Genomic DNA, 17,352 nt, shown 5'->3' on the forward strand with positions numbered 1-17,352 from the left:
GCCTTACACCATCCCTTCCGCCACGACCATGTAGTTCACGTCCAAGTCGGAGGAGAGGGTCCATTTGTCGGCAAAGGGGCTGTAGACCACGCCGGTCTGCTCGGTGATGACGAGGCGGTTGTCGAGCAGGTATTTTGCGAGCTCGTCGGGGGTGACGAACTTGCTCCACTCGTGGGTACCGCGCGGCAGCCAGCGCAGGACGTATTCGGCGCCGACGATCGCGAGCGCAAAGCTCTTCCAGTTCCGGTTCAGCGTCGAGACCACCATCAGGCCGTTCGGCTTCAGCATCGATGCGCAGCGCTTCAGGAAAACGCCGACGTCGGTGACGTGCTCGACCACCTCCATCGCCAGCACGATGTCGAAGCGCTCGCGCGGATCAATCTCCTCCACGGTGGTGCAGCGGTAGTCGATCGCGAGATGGCTTTTGTCGGCATGCAGCTTCGCGGCGGCGATGTTGCTCGCCGAAGGGTCGATGCCGATGACCTGCGCCCCCAGGCGCGACAGCGGCTCGCAGAGCAGGCCAGCGCCGCAGCCGATGTCGAGCACGCGCAGGCCGCCGAGGCAATTGAGACTGCGCACATTGCGCTCGAACTTGCGGCAAGCGGCATCGCGGATGTAGCCGAGCCGCAGCGGATTGATCCGGTGCAGCGGCGCCATCTTGCCCTTGGGATCCCACCACTCCGCCGAGAGTTTTGAGAATTTCGCGATCTCGGCGGCGTCGACGGTCGAACCCGGCGGGGTGGCTGCGGAAGTATTTTGCTGCATGCTCATGGTTACGCGCGGTCCTACCGCGTGGTGATCGAACTACGGAAGGCGAGCGGCGAGGCGATGGTCTTGATCGTCTCGATTCCCTCGCCGACGCCGCGAATCGTCACGTCGCCATAGTTGAGAATCCGTCCAAGAATCGTCTGGTCGACGTCGACGCTCTCGACCTTGTCCAGCGCCATCTCGAAGGTACGGCGCTTGATGAACCCGGTCTTGTGCACGACCCGGAGATTGGTGACGTCGGTCTCGGTGGTGAAGCGATGGAACCAACCCTTGATGGTCCAATACAAGGCCGCCAGGCCGACGAGACCCGCGGCTCCCAGGCAAAGCAAGACGAGCCAGTCAACCGTGACCTGCCGCGACAGGATCAGCAGCGCCAGCGCCACGATCCAGGCCACGATGGCCGGAAAATAGAAGATCCAATGCGCATTGGTCGAATACAGCACCCGCTCGCCCGGTTGCAGGATCTCGTCGATATAACGCGCCATGATCTGTGTTAACCCACTAGCCCCGCACCTGCCCCCCGCAGGAACCCGCTTGCCCCCGGCCCCGCCGCTCTGTATACGCGCGGTCGGTATCCGCGAGGCACCCGTCCGGTGCGGTCACCATACTGATCCTTATGAGGGAATGCACGCGTCGTCATGAGCCGCCTCGTGATGAAATTCGGCGGCACATCCGTCGCCAACATCGAACGTATCCGCAACGTCGCGCGCCATGTGAAGCGCGAGGTCGACGCCGGCCATGAAGTGGCCGTTGTCGTCTCGGCGATGTCTGGCAAGACCAACGAGCTGGTGGCCTGGTGCACCGAGGCCTCGCCCATGCACGATGCGCGCGAGTACGACGCCGTCGTGGCCTCTGGCGAACAGGTGACGTCCGGCCTGCTTGCCATCGTGCTGCAGGGCATGGGCATCCAGGCCCGCTCCTGGCAGGGCTGGCAGATACCGATCAAGACGAGCGACGCCCATGCCTCGGCTCGAATCGAGGACATCGACGGCAGCGAGATCATCAAGCGCTTTAGGGAGCGCAAGGAGGTCGCGGTGATCGCCGGCTTCCAGGGCATCAACCCCGAGACTGGTCGCATCACCACGCTCGGCCGTGGCGGCTCCGACACCTCGGCCGTGGCGGTCGCCGCCGCCGTCAAGGCGGACCGTTGCGATATCTACACCGATGTCGACGGCGTCTACACGACCGATCCACGAATCGTGCCGAAGGCCAAGAGGCTCGACAAGATCGCATTCGAAGACATGCTGGAACTGGCCTCCCAGGGCGCCAAAGTGCTCCAGGTCCGCTCGGTGGAACTCGGCATGGTTCACAACATGCCGATTTTCGTCCGCTCAAGTTTCGATAAGCCCGAGGACATCGACCCGCATGCCAACCAGCCGCCCGGCACGCTGATCTGCAGCGAGGAGGAGATCATGGAAAGCCACGTCGTCACCGGTATCGCCTTCTCCAAGGACGAGGCCCAGATCTCGGTGCGCCAGATCGAGGACAAGCCGGGCGTCGCGGCCTCGATCTTCGGCCCGCTGGCGGACGCCAACATCAACGTCGACATGATCGTTCAGAACGTTTCTGAAGACGGCAAGACCACCGACCTCACCTTCACGGTGCCGGCCGCCGACTACACCCGCGCCAAGGACACAATTACCGCCGCCAAGGCCAAGATCGGCTATGCCCGGCTCGATACTGCCACCGACGTCGCCAAGATCTCGGTGATCGGCAGCGGAATGCGCAGCCATGCCGGCGTTGCCGCCCAGGCGTTCTCGGCCCTCGCCAGACGGAATATCAATATCCGGGCCATTACAACCTCCGAGATCAAATTCTCGGTTTTGATCGATGCGGCCTATACCGAGCTTGCGGTGCGCACCCTGCACACGCTCTACGGCCTCGATCAGACTTAGACGAATTTTCTCTTAGCGGTCGCAGCAAACGCGAAGGCGTCCACACATTCGCGTTTGGCAGGCGTTTTGCTTGGCAAAACAAGCCCCAATTCGCTATACGGCGAACAGGGTTGGCTGCCGAAAACTGTGCCCCAGTTGAAGCGGTGTCGATTCGGCAAAAGCGTCAAGGCTCACTAGATTGAGCTTGGGCCGGCGCCGGACGAGCAGGCTTTGTTGCTTTTCTGGATTTCTGGGCCAGCCGCCGACGGCCCTTTCGGGCTCGGCAGACGGAGGAGATTGACGGTTCATGCGGAGCGCGTCGGGAGGTCCCCGCGTCTTATTGAGACGGCTCCGCGAAACCATGGCGGAGCAGGTTTCGGCCCAGGAGCGGCTGGACAAGATCGTGGTGCTGATCGCCGCCAATATGGTGGCCGAGGTCTGCTCGGTCTATGTGCTGCGCGTCGACAACACGCTCGAGCTCTACGCCACCGAAGGTCTCAACCGCGAGGCGGTGCATCACACGGTGCTCAGCGCCCATGAGGGCCTGGTCGGACTCGTCGCCAGCGAGGCGACGCCGCTCAATCTAAGCGATGCGCAGAGCCACCCGGCCTTCTCGTTCCGCCCCGAGACCGGCGAAGAAATCTACCACTCCTTCCTCGGCGTCCCGATCCTGCGGGCCGGCAACACGCTCGGCGTGCTGGTGGTGCAGAACCGTGCCAAGCGCAACTATGTCGAGGAGGAGCTCGAGGCGCTCCAGACCACCGCCATGGTGCTGGCGGAGCTGATTGCCTCCGGCGAACTATCCGCGCTGGCCCAGCCGGGCCAGGAGCCTGCCGCGCGCCATTCCGCGCAGAAGGTCGGCGCCATCCTGTCGGAAGGCATCGCGCTCGGCCATGTCGTGCTGCACGAGCCGCGCGTGGTCATCAAGGACTACATCGCCGAGGACCTGCCGAAGGAAATCAAGCGGCTCGACACCGCGCTCGCCAAGCTGCGCGCCGATCTCGACCGCATGCTTGAGCGCGGCGACGTCGCGGAGGGCGGCGAGCACCGCGAGGTGCTGGAAGCCTATCGCATGTTCGCCAACGACCAGGGCTGGTCGCACAAGCTGCATGAGGCGGTCGCCACCGGCCTCACCGCGGAGGCCGCCGTCGAGCGCGTCCAGTCCGACACCCGCGCGCGCATGCTGCGCTCGACCGATCCATATCTGCGCGACCGCCTGCACGACCTGGAAGATCTCGGCTACCGCCTGATGCGGCAGCTGGTCGGCCAGGACCACGCGCCCTCACGCGAGCAATTGCCCGACAACGCCATCGTCATCGCGCGTGCGATGGGCCCGGCGGCGCTGCTCGACTACGACCGCAAGCGCCTGCGCGGCATCGTGCTGGAGGAAGGCACCGCCAATTCCCACGTCTCGATCGTGGCGCGCGCGCTCGGAATTCCTGCGGTCGGCGAAGTCCCGAACGCGCCGGGTATCGCCGATCCCGGCGACGCCATCATCGTCGACGGCACGTCGGGCTCGATCTACGTGCGCCCCTCGCAGGAAATCGAGGCCGCCTTCGCCGAGCGCGTGCGCTTCCGCGCCCGCCGCCAGGCGCAGTACCTCGCACTGCGCGACCGGCCTTGCGTGACCAAGGATGGCGAGAAGGTCGAGCTCATGATCAACGCAGGTCTCGCCATCGACCTGCCCCATATCGAGGACACCGGCAGCGCCGGCATCGGCCTGTTCCGCACCGAATTGCAATTCATGGTCGGCCAGAGCCTGCCGCGCACCAGTGACCAGCTCGCGCTCTATCGCACCGTGCTGGATGCGGCCGGCAGCAAGCCCGTCACCTTCCGCACCCTCGACATCGGCGGCGACAAGGCGCTGCCCTACATGGAAGCGGTGGTCGAGGAGAATCCCGCGCTCGGCTGGCGCGCGATCCGGCTCGGGCTCGATCGTCCCGGCCTGTTGCGCGGCCAAATCCGCGCGCTCCTGCGCGCCGGCGGCGGCCGCGCACTGCGCATCATGTTCCCGATGATCTCGGAAGTCGCCGAATTCGATGCGGCCAAGGCGCTAGTCGAGCGCGAACTCACATATTTGCGCCAGCACGGCCACACGCTGCCGGAGCGGATCGACATCGGCACCATGGTCGAGGTGCCCGCCCTGCTCTACCAGCTCGACGAGCTCCTAAGGAAGGTCGACTTCATCTCGGTCGGCTCGAACGATCTGTTCCAGTTTCTGTTCGCCGTCGATCGCGGCAACCCAAAAGTGTCCGAGCGCTTCGACACCATGTCGGCGCCGATCTTGCGCGCGCTGCGCGACATCGCACGCAAGTCCCATGCGGCCAAGAAGTCGCTTTCGCTCTGCGGCGAAATGGCCTCGAAGCCGGTCGGCGCGCTGGCGCTGATCGCACTGGGCTATCGCTCGCTCTCGCTCTCGGCGACCGCCCTCGGCCCAGTCAAGGCCATGGTGCTCGACCTCGACGCCAGGAAGGCCGAAGCCATGCTCGGCCCGTTGCTGGACGCGCCCGCGGGCAGCGTCTCGATCCGGCAGAAGCTGACGGAATTTGCCGAGGCCGAAGGCCTGGCGTTGTAGCGGGCCTGGCGCCGCTTCCGCTCACCTCGCCTCCGCCCGCCCATTTGAGACTGAACCCGATGTCGTCACTCCCCGAAGCCAAACTCGACGTCCTGCTCGCACATCACGCCTCGCTCGAGGCCGAATCGCTCGGCCAGCTCGCCTCCGACCGTTATGTGCAGATCACCCGCGAGCTCGCCGAGATCACGCCGCTGATCGAGGCGGTGAAGACCTATCGTTCCGCGGTCAAGGAGCTCGCCGACACCGAGGCCCTGATCGCCGATCCCGCGACAGATGCCGAGATGCGCAGCATGGCGGAAGCCGAACGCGACGAGCTGATGGCCAGGATCGAGGACCTGGTCCAGAAGATCCGCGTCGCGCTACTGCCCAAAGACGCCATGGACGACCGCAACGTCGTGCTGGAAATCCGCGCCGGCACCGGCGGCGACGAGGCTTCGCTGTTCGCCGGCGATCTGTTCCGGATGTACGAGCGCTTCGCCAGCCTGCAGGGCTGGAAGGTCGAGGTGATCTCGGCCAGCGAAGGCACCGTTGGCGGCTACAAGGAGATCATCGCGGAGGTGCAGGGCCGCGGCGCGTTCTCCAAGCTGAAATTCGAATCCGGCGTGCACCGGGTGCAGCGCGTGCCCGATACCGAGACGCAAGGACGTATTCACACCTCGGCGGCGACGGTCGCGGTGCTGCCGGAGGTCGAGGACGTCGACGTCGACATCAAGAACGACGATCTGCGCATCGAGACCATGCGTGCGCAGGGCGCCGGCGGCCAGCACGTCAACAAGACCGAATCGGCGATCCGCATCACCCACATCCCGACCGGCATCGTGGTGATGATGCAGGACAGCCGCTCGCAGCACAAGAACCGCGCCTCCGCCATGAACATCCTGCGCTCGCGCATCTACGACGCCGAGCGCCAGCGCGTCGACGCCGCGCGGTCGGCCGAGCGCAAGGAGAAGGTCGGCTCCGGCGACCGCAGCGAGCGCATCCGCACCTATAACTTCCCGCAGGGGCGCGTGACCGACCATCGCATCAATCTGACGCTCTACAAGCTGCCACAGGTGATCGCGGGGGAAGCACTCGGCGAGCTGATTGACGCTCTGACCACTGAGCACCAGGCCGCACAGCTCGCCGCGCAAGGCGCGGCGGCCTGACGCGTGAGCAATCCCTTCACCGGACAATCGATCGAGAGTGCACGGCGCACGCTGGCCACACAATTGAGATCGGCGCAGCGCGACGAAGCCGATCTCGATGCCCGCATCCTGCTCGGTGCGGTGCTCGGCCTCGACCTCACCGGCCTGATCGCGCAGGCCACCCGCTCGCTCACGGATGCCGAGGCGTCGCGGCTCGCGCAGCACGCACAGCGTCGCATCGCCGGCGAGCCGGTGGCGCGCATCCTCGGGACCCGCGAATTCTGGGGACTGCCATTTCGCCTGTCCGAAGCAACCCTGGTCCCGCGTACCGATACCGAGACCGTGGTCGAGCTTGCACTCGAAATCCTTCGCGAGCAGAAGGCAGCTTATCCACCTCGCATCGCCGACATCGGCACCGGATCCGGCGCGATCCTGCTGGCGCTGCTGCATGAGATCCCTGACGCTTTCGGCGTCGCCACCGATCTCAGCCTGACCGCGCTCACAACCGCCAGGGACAATGCCACAACGCTCGGCCTTGCCGACCGCGCCGCCTTCATCGCCTGCTCCTATGCCGCCGCGCTCTCGGGTCCCTTCGATCTCATCGTGTCGAATCCACCCTATATTCCATCCGCCGAAATCCCTAAATTGAGCATCGAGGTGCGCGAGCACGATCCACATCTGGCGCTCGACGGCGGCAATGACGGATACGACGCCTATCGCGCCCTGATCCCGCAGGCGAGCGAACGTCTTGCCCCCGGCGGCGCGCTGATCGTGGAGGCCGGACAGGGCCAGGCCGGAAATATTGAAACCTTGATGCTGGCTGCGGCGTTAGTGGTGGACAGGCCCCCCAAGGCCGATCTGGCGGGTATTCCGCGGGCCGTTTCGGCCCGAAAAATGCCCCCATAAAAGCCGGAATGGCCTGTAAAAACCTCTTGGAATATCCCGTGGGAACGACTACGTTCCGGTCAACACATCGGTGCCGGCCCCGTAGACCTACGGGCGAAAGCCGGGCTCTCGGGCGAGAGCTTTACTGATATAGGTTCCAAGCCGCAGGTCCTGTTGAGCGCGATGGCCAGTGGAGCTGCGCTGCTCTCCGACCGCAACGTGAACGAAAGCCTGAATTTGCGCTTGAAGACTTACGCAAGAAAGCTGGGCTTGTTTCGGCAGGCGATATGAATGGGTTCGCTGGCAATGAATGCTGGCGGGTGGGGAACGCGTCTTTGTTGAACGCGACGGTCGACGAACATCGGCAGGGTTCAGGCCCCTCTTGCGCGCGGTTCGTGTGAGAGTCGTGAACCGCTGTCACCAGGTCACTCCTAGCAATCAGTAACGCGTGCAACCTTTAGGGCTGGAATTAAAGGCAGGACATGAGAAACGGTCAGAACAAGCAGCGGATGCGCAACCGCAACAACAATAACAACAACAACCGCCGCGGCCAGAACCCGATGACCCGGGTCTACGAGTCCAACGGGCCCGACATCAAGATCCGCGGCACGGCTTCGCACATCGCTGAAAAGTATCTTCAGCTCGCGCGCGATGCGCGCTCCTCCGGCGACCCCGTTGCAGCCGAGAACTACTACCAGCATGCCGAGCATTATTTCCGCCTGATCGCCGCCGCCCAGGAGCAGTTCCGCCAGAACCAGCAGCAGCCGCGCGGTGACGAGCCGACCGCCAGCAACGACGATGGCGAGGACGATGGCGAGAATTTCTCGGCCTTCGGCCAGGAGCCGGGCTTCGTCCCGCAGCCGCCGCAGCAGCCTTTCATGCGCGACCGCGACGGCCAGCGTGATCAGCAGCGCGAGAACCAGCAGCCATATCACCGCGACCAGCAGCAGCCGCGCGAGCACCGCGAACGCGACCATCGTCCGCAACCGCAATACCAGCCGCCGCAACCGCCGAACCAGCCGCAGCCCGTCATTGCCGATGCCGGCAACGTCGATCGCCTGCCCTCCTTCATCACCGGCGCGCAGCCGCAAGTGAATGTCGGCGCGAATGGCGGCCAGGGCGGTTTCGAGGGCGGTGGCGGCAGCGAGCGTTATCCGCGGCGGCGGCGCCGGCCGCATGGCCCCCGTCCCGAGCGCGAAGCCGCGCCGGCGGCATCCAACGACGATCTCGCGCCCGGCGAATGAGCTGGTTGGTTTCGTAAACTGAGTCGTCCCGGCTCCGCCGGGACGATTTGTTTTCAGCTCCGGGTTACCGTCGTCGAGGACGGCACCAAGACGGGCTTCGCCAACGAGGGAATCAGCCGTGTCCGCTCGCGCTTGGCGGGAAGCGCGCGGTAGACCTGCTTGGTGGCTTCGACGATGTGCACGCCGGCAAAGGGCAGTGACAGCGCCGCGCCGGCGCGCTCCCACATCTGCGCCGATTTCAAGACCCAGCCGCCGGCATAAGGCGGCATGAACAGCGCCTCGCCCCAGGCGGTCGGCGTGAACCAGGTCTGGCGCAGCAACTCGGTGATCTGTGAGCGCGAATAGGGCCGGCCATGGCCGAACGGCGTGCTGTCGGTGCGCGTCCACACCCCACGCCGATTCGGGATCACCGCAATGACGCGACCAGACGGCGCCAGCACGCGCCAGACTTCGCGCAGCAGCGCAGCCGGGTCGTCCGACATCTCCAGCGCGTGGACCAGGAGAATGCGGTCGACCGCGGCGTCAGGAAGCGGCAGCGAGAATTCATCGACCAGCGAGGCCAGCGCCGGCCGCCCCGTCGGCCATTTCAGGACCCCCTGGGCCGCCGGCATGAACGCGAGGCAGCGCTCCGCGTCCTCGCGGAACAGTCCGAGATAGGGCGTGGGATAGCCGATGCCGAGTACGCGCTGACCCGCCGCGCCCGGCCAGCGTTGCCTGATGCCGCGGTTGATCATTTGTCGCGCCACGATCCCGAGGCGGCGGGAATAGAACTCGCGGAGGTCGACGACGTCGATGGTCATGGCGGCAATGTAACATGCGCAAGGCCGCCGCCGCGCGCGGAATATTGCATTGCCTGCGCAACGTTAACGCCATATTTGTCTGGCGGGGCTGAGCGCGATGGAGATGTCATGGCCGCCGAAATTCGTACTTTCACCTGTTTAAGCGACAATTTCGGTTATCTGATCCACGATGTGGAAACCAAGGCGACCGCCTCGATTGACGCGCCGGAGGCAGGTCCCATCCTCAAGGCGCTGGAGCGCGAGGGCTGGCAACTCACCGACATCCTGATCACCCATCATCATGGCGATCATGTCGGCGGGGTCGCCGAACTCAAGCGGAAATTCAGTTGCCGCGTCGTCGCGCCGCACGACAAGACGACGAGAATTGCCGACGTCGATTTGCGTGTCGCCAATGCCGACGTGGTCAAGATCGGCAACCTGCTGGCGCGCGTCGTGGAGACGCCCGGCCACACGCTCGACCACATCTCCTACGTATTCGACAATGAGAAGACCGTGTTCGCCGCCGATACGCTGTTTTCGATCGGCTGCGGCCGCGTGTTCGAGGGCACCTATCCGATGATGTGGGACTCGCTGTTGAAGCTGCGGGCCCTGCCCGATGACTTCAAGCTCTATTGCGGCCACGAATACACGGCGTCCAACGTCAAGTTCGCGCTCACCATCGAGCCGGACAACGCGGCGCTCCAGGCGCGCGCAGCGGAAGTTGCGAGGCTGCGGGCCGAGAACAAGCCGACCATTCCCGCCCTGCTCGGCGACGAGAAGCGGGCCAACGTGTTCCTGCGCGCCGATGAGCCATCGGTCGCAGCCAGGCTGCACATGAAGGGTGCGGATGCCGCCGAGGTGTTCGGCGAGCTACGCGAGCGCAAGAACAAATCCTAAAGCACAAGTCCTGACGGGGATCGATGCCGACTGCAGCCGAGATCATCGCCCGCCTCGAACTTCGCCCCCATCCCGAAGGCGGGCACTACCGCGAGACGTTTCGCGACCAGACCACGGATAGCAACGGGCGCTCGCGTTCGACCTTGATCTATTTCCTGCTCGCGCGCGGCGAGCGCTCATACTGGCATCGCATCGATGCGGTCGAAGTTTGGCACTATTACGCCGGCAGCCCCTTGATGCTGCGCATCGCGCACGACGGCTGCTCGCAGCACGAGGTGCAGCTCGGCACGGATCTCGTGAGCGGCGAGCGGCCGCAGGCGATCGTGCCGGCGAATGCCTGGCAGATGGCGGAAACGACCGGCGAATGGACGCTGGTCGGCTGCACCGTCGCGCCCGCATTCGAGTTCGCGAATTTCGAGCTCGCGCCGCCGGGCTGGGAGCCGTAGGCCTCGTTCACCGCTTCCGCAGCACCATGTCCTTCGCCGCGATCAGGCCGCCACCGGCGATCAGGATGGCGGCGACGGCGATGTTGGTGCTGGCTTTCGCAAAGCCGGCAGCGATGAGGAAGCCGGTCGACAATAGCGGCGTCGCATAGGAGGCGGCGCCGAGCACGCGGATGTCGCCGCGCTTCATGCCGATGTCCCAGGCGTAGAAGGCAGCACCGACGGGACCGATGCCGAGCGCGGCCACGGAGAGCCATTGCAGCGCGGTCTCCGGCCAGACCGTGGTTTCGAGCAGAGCATGCATCAGCGCGGCAAGCGCGGCGGTGGCGAGGCAGAAGCCCGCGACCGCGTCGGTCGGAACCGCCTTGAGCCGGCGCGACAGCACCGAATAGCTCGTCCAGACGAAGGCGGCGATGAAGGCCGCGACCAGTCCCGGCACCGCGCCCGACGCGAAGCCCGAGGTGTTGCCGGCCAACAGCAGCACGGTGCCGACAAGTCCGAGCACGGCGCCGGCGATGTGATGCAGGGCGAGCCGCTCGCCCGGCAGGAAGGACGAGAACAACACGATCAGCAGCGGCCAGAGATAATTCAAGAGGCCGGCTTCTGCCGGCGGGGCGAAGCGCAGGGCAAGGAAATAGAGGGCGTGATAGCCGAACAGGCCACCGACGCCGACGACCCAGACGACGAGCGGCTGGCGCACGCTGCTTGCCGCCTCGCCGCGACCGATCCAGGTGAGCAGGCCGACGAGGCCGCCGATCGCGAAGGTCATTGCGGCGAGCTGGAACGCCGGGATCTTTCCAGTCGCCACCGTCATCACTGACAGTAGCGACCACATCAGGATTGCGGTCAATCCGATCAGCGTCGCGGTGCGGGGAGTCATCGATCAAAGGGCTCTGAGGACGTTTATGCCCGGCGCGGAGCCGGGCATTTGCGTCTTCACTATCGCCTCGTCGCGCCTGAAGCTACAGGCTTTTGGCCCAATAGCCTGCGGCCATATCAGGCCTGATACTGGCCGCCATTGATGGTCATGGTCGATCCGGTGATGAAGCCGGCCTCGTCCGCCGCCAGGAACACGACCGCCCGCGCGATCTCCTCGGGCTCGCCGAGCCGGTTGACGGGGATCTGCGGAATCACGCTCTTTTCCAAAACGTCCTTCGGCACCGCCTGCACCATTTCGGTATTGATGTAGCCGGGGCAGATCGCATTGACGGTGATGCCGCCCTTGGCGTTCTCGAGCGCGAGCGCCTTGGTGAAACCGATGTCGCCGGCTTTGGCCGCTGAATAGTTGACTTGCCCGAACTGCCCCTTCTGGCCGTTGATCGACGAGATCGAGATGATGCGGCCGAACTTGCGCGCACGCATGCCCTCGATCACCTGGCGCGTCATGTTGAACAGCGAGCCGAGATTGGTGTTGATGACAGCGTTCCACTGCTCGAGCGTCATCTTGTGGAACGCAGTGTCGCGGGTGATGCCCGCATTGTTGACCAGCACCTCGATCGGGCCGAGATCGGCCTCGACCTTCTTCACGCCCTCGGCGCAGGCGTCGAAACTGCTGACGTCCCATTTGTAGACCGCGATGCCGGTCTCGGCCTTGAACTTCTCCGCCGCAGCATCGTTGCCGGCATAGCTCGCCGCAACCTTGTAGCCCGCCGCCTTCAGCGCCTTGCTGATGGCAGCACCGATGCCCCGCGTACCACCCGTGACCAATGCAACACGTGCCATGTCGTATTCCTTCCCTTGGACTCTTCGGACGTTTCTGACGCGATCGTTTTTTAACTGCGGATTATGCGGGACGTTTGACGGACATCAAGAACAAAACGCCCGGCATCGAGCCGGGCGTTTCTCTTTAGTCGAGGCCTGCGCAATTGCGAAGAATATTTGATTTGCAACCGCCGCCTTTTTAATCGCGTGCAACGCACTCATTGACGTGTGCAGCGCACGCGCAAGTTAAGTACGTGTCAGGTCCTTCTCAGTCGCGTGCCAGACACATCGCGATGCCCATGCCGCCGCCGATGCACAGCGTGGCAAGGCCCTTCTTCGAATCGCGCTTCTGCATTTCATGCAGCAGCGTGACCAGCACGCGGGCGCCGGACGCGCCGACTGGATGACCGATGGCGATCGCGCCGCCATTGACGTTGACCTTCGAGGTATCCCAGCCGAGGTCCTTGTTGACGGCGCAGGCCTGTGCCGCGAAGGCTTCGTTGGCTTCGATCAGGTCGAGATCGCCGACACTCCAGCCGGCCTTCTTCAGCGCGGCGCGCGAGGCCGGGATCGGGCCCGAGCCCATGATCTTCGGATCGACGCCGGCCTGCGCCCAGGACACGATGCGGGCAAGCGGCTTCTTGCCTTCCTTGGCAGCCTGCTTTGCGCTCATGAGCACCACGGCGGCAGCGCCGTCATTGATGCCCGAAGCAGAGCCCGCAGTGACCGTGCCGTCCTTCTCGAAAGCCGGCTTGAGCTTGGCCATCGCGTCTAGCGTCGCGCCATGGCGCGGATATTCGTCGGCGCTGACGACGACGTCGCCCTTGCGGGTCTTGATGGTGACGGGAACGATCTCGTCGTTGAACTTGCCGGCCTTCTGCGCGGCCTCGGCCTTCTGCTGCGAGGCGACCGCGAACTCGTCCTGTTGGGCGCGCGTGATCTGCCATTGCCGCGCGACGTTTTCGGCGGTGTTGCCCATGTGATAGCCGTTGAAGGCATCCCACAGGCCGTCCTTGATCATGGTGTCGACCAATTCGAGACCGCCCATCTTGACGCCGCCGCGCAGGTGCTGGGCGTGCGGGGCCATGCTCATGGACTCCTGTCCGCCAGCGACCACGATCTCGGAATCGCCGTTGAGCAGCGCCTGGTAGCCGAGGGCGACCGTGCGCAGGCCGGAGCCGCAGAGCTGGTTGACGCCCCAGGCCGGGCTCTCCACGGGAATGCCGGCGGCGATCGAGGCTTGACGGGCTGGGTTCTGGCCCTGAGCTGCGGTCAGGATCTGACCCATGATGACTTCCGAAACCCGACCGGGCTCGATGCCGGCGCGCTCCAGTGCAGCCTTGATGGCGATGGCGCCGAGATCATGGGCGGGAAGGGTCGCGAACGCTCCGTTGAAGCTTCCGACCGGGGTGCGGGCGGCGCTGACGATGACGACATCGTCTGACATGGGCATCTCCTGAGGTTGAATGGGGGCAGGCGGGGCTGGGGAAAACGGCTCGCCAGTCTCGATCGGCATCCTGTTAACGTCATTGCGGCATGTCAATCGGCCGGCGACCGAATTCATGCCGCAGCGCATTCAAAATAGCGTTCTTGGCGCTTTCGCAAGCACGATTTTGCTGTCCGATTAACCGTGCCGCACAAAACGGTAGCGTGACCCCTTTGAAAATGCTTATTTTGTTGCGTTGCGTACTCTTCCCGCCCTGCGGCATAGCCCGCTAGGTTCCCGTTCTCCGCGCTTGCAAGTGAGAGCCCATGGCGAAATCAGACCAACCCACCACGATCAAGAAATACGCGAACCGCCGGCTCTATAATACCGGAACGAGCACTTACGTGACGCTCGAGGACCTCGCCGCCATGGTCAAGGACGGCGAAGATTTCCTGGTCTACGACGCCAAGACCGGCGACGACATCACCCGCTCCGTGCTCGCCCAGATCATCTTCGAGCAGGAGAACAAGGCCGGCCAGAACCTGCTCCCGACCACCTTTCTGCGCCAGCTCATCCGCTTCTACGGCGACAGCATGCAGATGGTGGTGCCGAAATATCTCGAACAGTCGATCGCGACACTGACCCAGGAGCAGGAGAAGTTCCGCAAGCAGATCGCCAACACGCTGTCCGGCACACCGTTTGCGCCGCTCGAGGAGCAGGTCCGCCGCAACATGGAGCTATTCCAGCAGACCTTCTCGATGTTCAAGCCCTTCGCCGCGCCCCGTCCGGCGGCCACCTCGGAGCCAGAGCCCGATGCAAATGCCGAGGCGCCGAAGGACAGCAACATCGACGATCTGCGCCAGCAGATGAAGGAAATGCAGGAACGCCTCGAGCGGATGTCGAAGAAGGACGAGTAGGTCTTTCCATTGAGCCGGCTCTCCGCGAACCGTAGGACGCAACATGTCCGATCGACGCGCGCATTGGGACAACGTCTACGCCACCAAGGGCGAAGCCGAGGTCAGCTGGTTTCAGAACAGCCCGGCGACCTCGCTGGCGATGATCAGAGCAGCCAATCTGGACCGCGAGGCCGCCATCATCGACATTGGCGGCGGCGCATCGCGACTAGTCGATGCTCTGTTGCAGGACGGACATCGCGACGTCGGCGTGCTGGATCTCTCCGCAAACGCGCTTGACGTCGCGCAGAAGCGACTCGGCGCAGCCGCTTCAGTGGTTGAGTGGATCGTTGCCGATGTCACGACATGGCGCTCAGCAAAGACCTACGATCTATGGCACGATCGCGCGGCGTTTCACTTCCTGACCGAATCCCGCGACAGGGCCGCCTATGTCGAGCGCCTGCGGTCGGCACTTGCGCCCGGCGGCTACGTCATCATCGCGACGTTCGCGCCCGACGGCCCGGAGCAATGCAGCGGCCTGCCGGTGCAACGCCATGACAGCGTCAGCCTCGCGGCGGAACTCGGCCCCGACTTCGAGCTGATCGAAACGCGTAGCGATATCCACCATACGCCGTGGCATTCGACGCAGGCGTTTCAGTTCAGCCGGTTTCAGCGAAGCCATTAGAGTGTTGCGACGACCGATTGAATCCGCCCAGTACGCCGCGCCTATCGAGGAGTCACAACTGTCTCTGGAATACTGGATCGCCCGATCAAGTCGGGCGATCACAGCGGAGTAATGGCAGCTACGCCGCTAGCTTCACCGCATGCGCAAAATCCCAATAGAGTTTTCGCGCCCGGGCGTAGAACGGACCCGGCTTCAGTTCGCGCTCGTCGATGCGGACAACCGGCGCGACTTTGGCGAAATTGCCGGTGGAGAAGATCTCGTCAGCAGCGAGGAAGTCGGCATAGCGCAGCGTCTTCTCGACCACGGCGACGCCGTCGGCGCGAAGCAGGTTGATACGCGCTGGCGCGTGATGCCGTTGAGGAACGTTCCGTTGGGCACGGGGGTGTAGACCACGCCGTCGTTGGCCATGAACACGTTGGAATTGCCGAACTCGGCGACATTGCCGAGCATGTCGAGCATCAACGCGTTCTGGAAGCCGCGCGAGGGGCCTCAGCGAGCGCGCGCGAATTGTTCGGATAGAGGCAGGCGGCCTTGGCCTCGACCGGCGCGCATTCGGCGGTCGGCCTGCGAAACGGCGACAGGGTGATGGCGTTGCCGACGGGTTTTGGCATCGGCGCCTCGTAGATGCACAGGCACCAATTGGTAGTCTCGGGATCGAACAGCACGCCGCCGCCCGAACCGTGCTGCGCCCAATACATCGGACGGATGTAGAGCTCGGCGTTGGCCGCAAAGCGCGCAATGCCCTCGCGCGCGAGCGTGAGCCAGGTGTCGGTATCGACCACCGGCTTGAGGCCAAAGTTGACCGCCGATTGATTGGCGCGGGCGACGTGGCGGTCGAGATCGGGCGCCACACCCTCGAACGCACGCGCGCCGTCGAACACGACAGAGCCGAGCCAAGCCGCATGCGTGCGCGGGCCCATGATCGGCACATTGCCGTCCTGCCATTTGCCGTCGAAGAAGGTCCAGCTCGGTGAATATTCGATGGGCTTCCTGATCTCGGCCATGACCGGCCTCCCTGGCGTGATGCCGCACTACAGCGCCACTATTGGTCGCAATTTCTAAATGATTCCCTGCGGGAAGATAGTTACCCTCTTCCCTTGTCGGAGAATGAAAGATCCATGCCGCTCGATCCGCTCGCAAAACGCTTGTTGGCCATGATGGCTGCCGCCGCGCCGCCGACACGAAGCCGGCCGAGCGTCGAGGCACGGCGGCAGTCGCTAGCGAAACTGATGCAGTTCGCGCGCGCTGATGCGCCGGATGTGACGACGTCCAACGGTAGGCTGCCGGGTCCTGGCGGCGAGCTGCCCTATCGCCTCTATGCGCCCGCAAGTGCCGGTCAACGCATGCCGGGATTCGTATTCTTTCACGGCGGCGGCCTCGTCGCTGGCAGCATCGCCACACACGACCGCATCGCAGCGGCGCTGGCGCATGCGACCGGCTGCCGCCTCGTCTCGGTCGACTACCGGCTCGCGCCCGAGCACAAATTTCCTGCCGCCGTCGACGATGCGATCGCCGCCACCGAGTGGGTCGCGCGTGAAGCGCCAACACTCGGCATCGATGCGGAACGGCTGGTGGTCGGCGGCGATTCCGCCGGCGCCACGCTGGCTGCGATCGTGTGCCAGGAGGCGATGCAGAACGCAGGCCTCTCCATCGTCGCGCAATGCCTGATCTGCCCGGTGCTGGATTTCGAGGAGATCTCGCCGTCGCGCGAGGCGTTCGCCGAGGGCCACCTGATCGATCGCCCCACCATGGAAGCCGACCTCGCCGACTATCTGCCTCAGGGTTTGGATGCCGCCGATCCCCGCATTTCGCCGCTACGCGCGACACGGCTCGCCGGCCTGCCGATGGCGATCATCCATACCGCCGAATTCGACCCGATGCGTGACGAAGGCAACGCCTATGCGCGCAAGCTGCTGACCGCGGGCGTGGTCGTCGAGCACACTTGCCATGACGGCATGATTCACAATTTCCACGCCATGGGCGCCATCCTGCCGCAGGCGCAGCTCGTGCTGTCGCAAATCGGCGAGCAGGTCAGGCGCGCGGTCGAGAAGTAACAGC

Annotated in this window: 16 protein-coding genes and 1 pseudogene; 10 read left to right on the plus strand and 7 right to left on the minus strand. The window is 64.6% G+C overall.

Translation table 11 applies throughout. The features are described 5' to 3' along the window. Positions 1-3: 3 nt before the first annotated feature. Positions 4-771, minus strand: coding sequence for a bifunctional 2-polyprenyl-6-hydroxyphenol methylase/3-demethylubiquinol 3-O-methyltransferase UbiG (gene ubiG, locus IVA91_RS08880; RefSeq protein WP_247450045.1), 768 nt, complete (start codon positions 769-771; stop codon positions 4-6). A 14-nt stretch (positions 772-785) separates the two neighbouring features. After that, positions 786-1,253 (minus strand): PH domain-containing protein, encoded by a 468-nt coding sequence (locus IVA91_RS08885; RefSeq protein ID WP_247276271.1) that lies wholly within the window; start codon positions 1,251-1,253, stop codon positions 786-788. A gap of 153 nt (positions 1,254-1,406) precedes the next feature. On the opposite strand from IVA91_RS08885, the gene IVA91_RS08890 reads away from it, so the two are divergent. The 5 genes from IVA91_RS08890 (at position 1,407) to IVA91_RS08910 (ending at position 8,470) form a co-directional block, all read left to right on the plus strand. Continuing rightward, entirely contained in the window at positions 1,407-2,663 is a 1,257-nt protein-coding gene (locus IVA91_RS08890; RefSeq protein ID WP_247276270.1) for an aspartate kinase, read from the plus strand. 286 nt (positions 2,664-2,949) lie between these two features. After that, positions 2,950-5,217 carry a phosphoenolpyruvate--protein phosphotransferase gene (ptsP, locus tag IVA91_RS08895; protein WP_247276269.1) on the plus strand — a complete coding sequence of 756 codons (2,268 nt, stop codon included), beginning with the start codon at positions 2,950-2,952 and terminating at the stop codon, positions 5,215-5,217. A gap of 59 nt (positions 5,218-5,276) precedes the next feature. Then, positions 5,277-6,362 carry a peptide chain release factor 1 gene (prfA, locus tag IVA91_RS08900; protein WP_247276268.1) on the plus strand — a complete coding sequence of 362 codons (1,086 nt, stop codon included), beginning with the start codon at positions 5,277-5,279 and terminating at the stop codon, positions 6,360-6,362. A 3-nt stretch (positions 6,363-6,365) separates the two neighbouring features. Beyond that, complete coding sequence (gene prmC, locus IVA91_RS08905; protein WP_247276267.1) at positions 6,366-7,247, plus strand: peptide chain release factor N(5)-glutamine methyltransferase; 882 nt, start codon at positions 6,366-6,368, stop codon at positions 7,245-7,247. A 461-nt stretch (positions 7,248-7,708) separates the two neighbouring features. Continuing rightward, positions 7,709-8,470 carry a DUF4167 domain-containing protein gene (locus IVA91_RS08910; protein WP_247276266.1) on the plus strand — a complete coding sequence of 254 codons (762 nt, stop codon included), beginning with the start codon at positions 7,709-7,711 and terminating at the stop codon, positions 8,468-8,470. Positions 8,471-8,523: 53 nt separating this feature from the next. On the opposite strand, the gene IVA91_RS08915 is transcribed toward IVA91_RS08910, so the two are convergent. After that, positions 8,524-9,270: a methyltransferase domain-containing protein gene (locus IVA91_RS08915; RefSeq protein WP_247276265.1), complete on the minus strand. Its 747-nt coding sequence runs from the start codon at positions 9,268-9,270 to the stop codon at positions 8,524-8,526. Positions 9,271-9,378: 108 nt separating this feature from the next. Here IVA91_RS08915 and gloB point away from each other — a divergent pair, with 108 nt between their 5' ends. Together gloB and IVA91_RS08925 are read left to right on the plus strand one after the other, a co-directional pair. Further along, on the plus strand, positions 9,379-10,146 hold the full coding sequence (gene gloB / locus IVA91_RS08920; RefSeq protein ID WP_247276264.1) for a hydroxyacylglutathione hydrolase: 768 nt from the start codon (positions 9,379-9,381) through the stop codon (positions 10,144-10,146). Between the two features lie 23 nt (positions 10,147-10,169). Next, positions 10,170-10,592, plus strand: coding sequence for a cupin domain-containing protein (locus tag IVA91_RS08925; RefSeq protein WP_247417021.1), 423 nt, complete (start codon positions 10,170-10,172; stop codon positions 10,590-10,592). Between the two features lie 7 nt (positions 10,593-10,599). On the opposite strand, the gene IVA91_RS08930 is transcribed toward IVA91_RS08925, so the two are convergent. The 3 genes from IVA91_RS08930 to IVA91_RS08940 all read right to left on the minus strand — a co-directional run bounded on the left by IVA91_RS08930 (position 10,600) and on the right by IVA91_RS08940 (position 13,737). Then, positions 10,600-11,469: an EamA family transporter gene (locus tag IVA91_RS08930; RefSeq protein WP_247276262.1), complete on the minus strand. Its 870-nt coding sequence runs from the start codon at positions 11,467-11,469 to the stop codon at positions 10,600-10,602. A 116-nt stretch (positions 11,470-11,585) separates the two neighbouring features. Beyond that, complete coding sequence (gene phbB, locus IVA91_RS08935; protein ID WP_247276261.1) at positions 11,586-12,311, minus strand: acetoacetyl-CoA reductase; 726 nt, start codon at positions 12,309-12,311, stop codon at positions 11,586-11,588. Positions 12,312-12,558: 247 nt separating this feature from the next. Then, positions 12,559-13,737 carry an acetyl-CoA C-acetyltransferase gene (locus tag IVA91_RS08940; RefSeq protein WP_247276260.1) on the minus strand — a complete coding sequence of 393 codons (1,179 nt, stop codon included), beginning with the start codon at positions 13,735-13,737 and terminating at the stop codon, positions 12,559-12,561. Between the two features lie 305 nt (positions 13,738-14,042). Between IVA91_RS08940 and phaR the strand changes: the two genes are divergently transcribed. Further along, positions 14,043-14,633, plus strand: a complete 591-nt coding sequence (gene phaR, locus IVA91_RS08945; RefSeq protein ID WP_247458545.1) for a polyhydroxyalkanoate synthesis repressor PhaR — start codon at positions 14,043-14,045, stop codon at positions 14,631-14,633. 43 nt (positions 14,634-14,676) lie between these two features. Further along, positions 14,677-15,294, plus strand: a complete 618-nt coding sequence (locus tag IVA91_RS08950) for a class I SAM-dependent methyltransferase (protein WP_247276258.1) — start codon at positions 14,677-14,679, stop codon at positions 15,292-15,294. A gap of 118 nt (positions 15,295-15,412) precedes the next feature. Here IVA91_RS08950 and IVA91_RS08955 read toward each other — a convergent pair. Further along, positions 15,413-16,298 (minus strand): annotated as a pseudogene (locus tag IVA91_RS08955) (branched-chain amino acid aminotransferase). A gap of 114 nt (positions 16,299-16,412) precedes the next feature. On the opposite strand from IVA91_RS08955, the gene IVA91_RS08960 reads away from it, so the two are divergent. Beyond that, on the plus strand, positions 16,413-17,348 hold the full coding sequence (locus tag IVA91_RS08960) for an alpha/beta hydrolase (RefSeq protein ID WP_247276257.1): 936 nt from the start codon (positions 16,413-16,415) through the stop codon (positions 17,346-17,348). Positions 17,349-17,352 lie beyond the last annotated feature (4 nt).

Source organism: Bradyrhizobium sp. 153, from assembly GCF_023073835.1.
GTDB lineage: Bacteria > Pseudomonadota > Alphaproteobacteria > Rhizobiales > Xanthobacteraceae > Bradyrhizobium.